6 protein-coding genes are annotated in these 5,850 nt (G+C 72.2%); 1 reads left to right on the forward strand and 5 read right to left on the reverse strand.

The window, feature by feature from the left end; all coding sequences use genetic code 11:
* Positions 1-37: 37 nt before the first annotated feature.
* The 5 genes from ABZ885_RS33865 to ABZ885_RS33885 form a co-directional block, all read right to left on the reverse strand.
* Positions 38-814 carry a hypothetical protein gene (locus tag ABZ885_RS33865; RefSeq protein ID WP_360197348.1) on the reverse strand — a complete coding sequence of 259 codons (777 nt, stop codon included), beginning with the start codon at positions 812-814 and terminating at the stop codon, positions 38-40.
* Positions 815-842: 28 nt separating this feature from the next.
* Positions 843-1,157 carry a trypco2 family protein gene (locus tag ABZ885_RS33870; protein ID WP_360197351.1) on the reverse strand — a complete coding sequence of 105 codons (315 nt, stop codon included), beginning with the start codon at positions 1,155-1,157 and terminating at the stop codon, positions 843-845.
* A gap of 252 nt (positions 1,158-1,409) precedes the next feature.
* On the reverse strand, positions 1,410-1,577 hold the full coding sequence (locus ABZ885_RS33875; protein WP_360197354.1) for a hypothetical protein: 168 nt from the start codon (positions 1,575-1,577) through the stop codon (positions 1,410-1,412).
* Between the two features lie 95 nt (positions 1,578-1,672).
* Entirely contained in the window at positions 1,673-4,045 is a 2,373-nt protein-coding gene (locus ABZ885_RS33880; protein ID WP_360197362.1) for a glycosyl hydrolase family 65 protein, read from the reverse strand.
* Between the two features lie 193 nt (positions 4,046-4,238).
* Positions 4,239-4,745 carry a pyridoxamine 5'-phosphate oxidase family protein gene (locus ABZ885_RS33885; RefSeq protein WP_360197356.1) on the reverse strand — a complete coding sequence of 169 codons (507 nt, stop codon included), beginning with the start codon at positions 4,743-4,745 and terminating at the stop codon, positions 4,239-4,241.
* A 463-nt stretch (positions 4,746-5,208) separates the two neighbouring features.
* Between ABZ885_RS33885 and ABZ885_RS33890 the strand changes: the two genes are divergently transcribed.
* A partial coding sequence (locus ABZ885_RS33890) for a GNAT family N-acetyltransferase (RefSeq protein WP_360197359.1) occupies positions 5,209-5,850 on the forward strand: 642 nt, incomplete at its 3' end.

The following is a 5,850-nucleotide window of genomic DNA, read 5'->3' on the forward strand; positions in this document are numbered from 1 at the left end:
GCCCTCGACATCCCGCCGACCGACACGGGCGCCGGCATCACCATGTCGCAGTTCGCGATCCGCGTTGCAGTCCTGGGTAGGGTTGCTCGCGGACTGCTCGGGAGACTGCCGCAAAGTAGGGTTTCAGTAGGCGTTCCGTCTTGGAAACAGGTGCGGGTTCGATGTGTAGTTCTATGCCATGCGTGGTGAGCGCGTCGCGGAAACCCGGCAGGGAGGCGAGCGCGGAGACGGGGACTGCAAGCAGGACGCTGTTGTCCGCTGCGATGCGATGGTCGGTCGCGAGTACTCCGACTAGTAAAGGACCGCAAAACAGGGCTTCGCCGGAGGCTCCACTCCAGCCTAGCGGTACGACACCCTCATCGATGTGGACTGTCAGCAACTTGGCCTTGTAGCCGTGAAGGGGATCGACCTTGCCGCGCACGGGCAGGGTGTCGCGGACATTGTCCGGCCGCTCCTCCGCCTCGGGAAAACCGAGCCCAATGCACGGAATCGGCTTTTGGCCCACGACCTGACCGAACCGCACCGTTCCCGGCAGGGGCTCGGTCGGTCGGTCGGAGGGGCTGATCACGAGTAGGGCTGCGTCCTGCTCGGGGTGAGCATCAAGGTCCACGAATCTGCTCGGCCAACACATTGAGGCAGTGAGCCAGGGGCGACCGGCGCCCTTGGAGAGTGGCCGGACCTCGATCCGGGCGTGCTTCCGGATGCCCTTCACGACGTGGTAGGCGGTGAGTACGAGGCTATTGGTGAGCAGGTAGCCGCTGCCTACTTCTTGCGTGTCAGGTACCCAGACCTCGACGACTCGCTCAGTGTCCATCACAGCTACCGCATGTGCCAGCCGATGTTCAGGCAGGCCGTCTGTGGACTCGCTTCGAGATTCGCGCACTCGTGCCAGTCTTGTCGATCGGCTCGAGGGTGAGCTTGATTCGTTGGAAGGCATCGGAGCCGACTGCCCCGCGCGCCTCGGCCGACGCCCAGGGCAGCACGAAAATCCTAGCCTTGGCCTCGCCCTCCTTGCGGACCGCGACGCTGAACTCCAGTTCCAGCGGCCCACTTCGGAACCTCAGTGATCGATTGTCTCCCTCCTCCATGGCCTGCTGTAACTGGGTGCGAATCGCGCTGACCGTCTCGCCTAGTTCGGCCCAGGGTTCGTTTGGCATATCTCCTCCAACCCTCTCTATCACCCTAATCCGATCAGCTCGTTCAATCACCCGGTGCCAATACCCCCCAGGGGACGCCACCAACGTACTGGCGGGGCCCACTACTGGCTACGCACCAGCCTGGACTCCCGGTATCACTACCTGTCCTTGCTCCTGGACCTCTGAATGGTGGTGATTGAACCAGCTGGGCGGCTTGAGGGCGATCGTCCTTCTGGCGGCGACGGCTGACTGAGCAACCGTTCCCGTGCAGGCTCAGCGGCGGCCGAGGAGCCGGGCCAGGAGGCCGCCGCTCTTCTTCGCGTTGCGGTCACAGCTGCACCGGTCGGCCTTGGGGACGCCGGCGAGCACCTGGTCGACGTGCATGCCGCATCCCGCGTAGCCGGCCTTGCCGCAGGTGCGGCACACGGTCCGTCGACACATCGTTGAACTCCTCGTATCGGGGGTGGAGGGGGAGCCTCCGCCCACCAATATACCTGCCGGGGTATTTTCGGGACGGAGTCGACCCGGCGGCCCCGTCAGAGCCGGAGGACGCGGGTCTCGCCGGGGGCGACGGTGGCCGACCTGCCGCGGAGGCGGATCCGGACCGGCTCCTGCCGGCTCTCCCGGAGGCTGACGGTCACGGTCCGGTGGTCGACGGCGACGATCACGCCCCAGTGGCCGCGGTAGCGGAGTTCCAGTTCCAGGCGGCCGAGGGCGGACGGCAGGTGCGGGTCGAGCCAGAGCGCGTCCTCCCGGATCTCCAGGCCGGTGTAGCAGCGCTGGAGCAGGTCGACCGCGCCGGCCATGGCGCCGAGGTGGATGCCCTCGGCCGTGGTTCCGCCCTGGCTGTCCCGGAGGTCGGCGACCAGCGCGTCCCGGAAGTACCGCCAGGAGGCCCGGCGGTCGGAGCGGGTGAGTACCCAGGCGTGCACCACCGAGCTGAGCGTCGAACCGTGGACGGTCCGCTTGAGGTAGTACGCGGTGGTGCGGCGCCGGAGTTCGTGCCGGGCGGGGTAGCCGAGATGCCGGAGCAGGTCGCGGACCTCGCGGGCGGAGAACAGGTACCAGATCATGAGCGCGTCCGCCTGCTTGGAGGCCTGGTAGCGGTTGACGGTGTCGCCCTCGGCCTCCAGGATCCGGTCGAGCCGGCGCAGGTCGGGGTAGCGGGCGCGGTAGGCCGTCCAGTCGAGCTCGGCGAGCCGCTCGTAGCCGTCGAACTGGCTGAGCACCCCGTCGTGGAAGGGCACGTGGAGGCGCCGGCCGACCTCCCGCCAGCGGGCCAGCTCGTTGTCGTCGAGCGCCAGGCGTTCCAGCAGCTCGTCGCGGCGGTAGCCGGGCAGGAGGCGCAGCGTGTCCCGGGCGCGGGCGAGCACCCAGGAGGCGAGGAGGTTGGTGTAGGCGTTGTCGTCCAGCCCGGGGCCGTCCGCCCAGGGGTAGGCGTCGTGGTACTCGTCGGGGCCGAGCACGCCACGGATCGACCACCGCTCCCGGGCCGGGTCGTACGCGGCCGCCGAGGACCAGAACCGGGCGATCTCCAGCAGCATCTCGGCGCCGGCGCCGGCCAGGAAGTCCAGGTCCCCGGTGGCCTGGTAGTACTGCCAGATGTTGTACGCGACCGCCGAGCCGACGTGCCGCTGGAGGTGGCTGTGGTCGGGCAGCCAGCGCCCCGACAGCGGGTTGAGGTGGAGCAGCTGGGACTCCTCGCGGCCGTCGCTCCCGCTCTGCCACGGGTACATCGCACCCCGCAGCCCCGCCGCCCGGGCGGCCTGCCGGGCCGCTTCGAGCCGTCGGTGGCGGTAGCGCAGCACGGCCCGGGCGAGCTCGGGGAACCGCAGGTTGAGCAGCTGGAGGACGAACAGCTCGTCCCAGAACACGTGGCCGCGGTAGGCCTCGCCGTGCAGGCCGCGGGCCGGGACGCCGACGTCGAGGTCGGCGGAGTGCTCGGAGTAGGTCTGCAGCAGGTGGAACAGGCTGAGGTGCAGCGGGCCGGCGCCGTCGAAGTCCGCCTCGATCCGGCAGCGGTGCCACAGTTCCGCCCAGCGGAGCTCGTGTTCGGCCAGCAGCTGCCCGAACCCGGGCGCCAGTGCGGCCAACGACCGGGAGGCGTGCAGGGGCGTGGCGATCGCCGGGTCGTGGGAGGTGTGGATCGCCACGGTCTTCTCGACCGTCACCGGCCGGCCGCGCTCGGCCTCCACCGCGAGGATCTGGGACGCCCGTCCCGTCCCGAGGTCCTCGGTGGTCCGTGCGGGTTCACCGGCCCCGCTGACCAGGGTGCGGGCGGCCAGCGCGATGCGCAGCGGCGAACCGGTGGCGTCGGCCTCCAGCCAGAGCAGGCCGTCCTCGTCCGTGCCGTGGCCGGCCGGTTCGAGGTGGCGGCCGCTGAGGCCGCGGTAGCGCGCGACGCCCGTGTTGGTGACGGTGCCGTCCAGGGCGGACCGGATCTCCAGCGGTCCCGACCAGTTCTCGGGGGTGAGGGTGGTCTCCAGGGCGACCAGGTGGGGGCGGGCCTGGCTGGCCAGACGTCGCTGGACGAGCCGGGTCCGTCGTCCCCGGGCGTCCATGACCAGGGCGTGCCGGGTGAGCACCCCGCGCCGCACGTCCAGCTCCACGGTCTGGTCGGCGGGTGGGACGGTGAACCAGTCACCGCCCCCGGGGCGGAAGGTCAGCGGCAGCCAGTTCGGGCCGTTGACCAGGTCCTCGTTGGTGATCGCCCGGCCCGCGACGGTGGAGGAGACGCGGTCGTAGCAGCCGGCGAGGTACGTGCCGGGGTAGTGGACGCCGTCCGCGGTCGACTCGGGGGCGGCGCCGCGGGTGACGAGGTAGCCGTTGCCCACGGCGCAGAGCGCCTCGCGCAGGCCTTCCTCCGCGGGGTCGAAGCCCTCGTACCGGAGGATCCACGGGTCCGGCATCAGCGGGTGCGGCGTCGGTGGGTGTGGCGGCTTCGGCATCGGCGGCTGCGGCGTCGACGGCTCCGGCATCGACGGCACCGGCGGCGGCGGGTGCGCGGGCCCGGTCGGGGTGGGTTCGTCCGCTGCCACGTGGCGACCTCCGCGCTGCCGGTCTGCTTCCAGTGTGCGCAGCGCGCCGCCGCGCCGCCCACCGTCAGCCACCCGTCGGCGGGACGTCCTCCTGTCGGTCCACCGGGCGGATGACCCGGCCGGTGACGGCGGTGGGCCGCAGGCGGATCCAGGCGTCGCGCCGTCCGCCGGCCCACGGATCCGGGCCGCCGTGCCGGATGGGTCGGCCGGTCGCGTCCGGCTCGTCGAACGCGGCGGCCCGGCCGGTGACCAGGACGCTCCAGCCGGTCCGGAACGCCTCGTCGGTCCGGCCGGCCTCGAAGGCGATCGGGGCGCCCGGCGTGAGTGCGAGGGTGCCGTGGGCTGCCGTGCGGAGGAGCACGCCACCGCCGGAGACCCGGAAGTCGACCGGGAGGACGAGCGGGCCCTGCGCGGTGGTCAGTGCCACCCGCCCGAGACCGCCGGGCTCCAGCCTGCGCCAGCATTCGGGAACCGTCAGCTCGACCAGCACACGGCGAGCCGGTGCGGCCTCCGGACCGGGTGGCAGGTCCGCCACGTCACCGGGCATCCGGGTGACGGCGGTGCCGAGCACGTCGGCCGGGCTGCCGAGCGGCCCGGACTCGACGGTGGCCGACGAGGGCTCCGGGGAGCCGGGGATCCCCTGCGTGATCCCGGTCCGGGGAGCTTCCGCCCGACCGGGTCCACGTCCCCGGCGGCGGTGTGCGATGCGGCGGCCGGGGGCGCCGGGACGGGCCGGGCGGATCGCTACCTGCGGGCGGGGCGGCCGCGGTTCGGCGGGCTCCTCGTCTGCGAGTTGCATGAACACGGGGTGCTCCCTCCGGATTCCCGGGCCCCGCACGAATGCGGACCCGATGCCGCCGGACGGTCGGCCATCTCCAGGATCGGCCGGCGGCGTTTCCGCCGACAGGGCCGTCCGGGCCACCTGCACCGCCACCGGGGGTCGTTCTGCGCGTCGGCACAGGGCCGGTCGGCCCTGTGCCGGGGCGGGCACCGGCGGGCAGGCTGGAGGAGACGGGGGGTCGAGGAGGGTTGCCATGTCCATCGCCGGCCTTCGCCGGGGCACCGCCGAGGCGCTGCTCGCGGACGGGACCACCGTCACGATCCGCCCGGTCGGCCCGCAGGACCGCGAAGCCGTCCTGAGTCTGCACACCGACCGGATGTCGGACGAGAGCCGGCGGCTGCGCTTCTTCGGCGTCAGCCTCACCGCGCCGCTGCTGGCCGCCGACCGGCTCTGCGGAGCGCCGCGGAACGGACTGCTCTGCCTCGGTGCCTGGGCGGGCGACGAGCTGATCGGAGAGGCCGACTGCGAGATCCCCGAGGACCGGCCGGAGACCGCCGAGCTGGCGCTGGCCGTCGCCGACCGGTGGCACCGCAGGGGCGCCGCGACACTCCTGCTGGAACACCTGGTGCACGCCGCGCGCGGCCGTGGCGTCCGCGTCTTCGAGGCCGACACGCTGGCCGGCAACCGCGGCGTCCACAAGGTCTTCGCCGACCTGGGGCTGCCCGTCCACCGGCGGCTGGACCGCGGTGAGATCCGGGTCCGGGTGCCGCTCGACGAGTCGGACGAGCGCTACCGCGCGGCCGTGGACGAACGCGTCTTCTACGCGGGGCACACGGTGGAGATGGCCAACCTCAAGGCGATCCTGGAGCACCGGCACCGCCATGGCCTGCCGGTG

This window comes from Kitasatospora sp. NPDC047058, assembly GCF_040643935.1.
Taxonomy (GTDB): domain Bacteria; phylum Actinomycetota; class Actinomycetes; order Streptomycetales; family Streptomycetaceae; genus Kitasatospora.

Bases quoted from the DNA above. Each gene is read 5' to 3' on its own strand.
- ABZ885_RS33865 (WP_360197348.1), bottom strand. From the start codon at position 814: ATGGACACTGAGCGAGTCGTCGAGGTCTGGGTACCTGACACGCAAGAA.
- ABZ885_RS33870 (WP_360197351.1), bottom strand. From the start codon at position 1,157: ATGCCAAACGAACCCTGGGCCGAACTAGGCGAGACGGTCAGCGCGATT.
- ABZ885_RS33875 (WP_360197354.1), bottom strand. From the start codon at position 1,577: ATGTGTCGACGGACCGTGTGCCGCACCTGCGGCAAGGCCGGCTACGCG.
- ABZ885_RS33880 (WP_360197362.1), bottom strand. From the start codon at position 4,045: ATGCCGGACCCGTGGATCCTCCGGTACGAGGGCTTCGACCCCGCGGAG.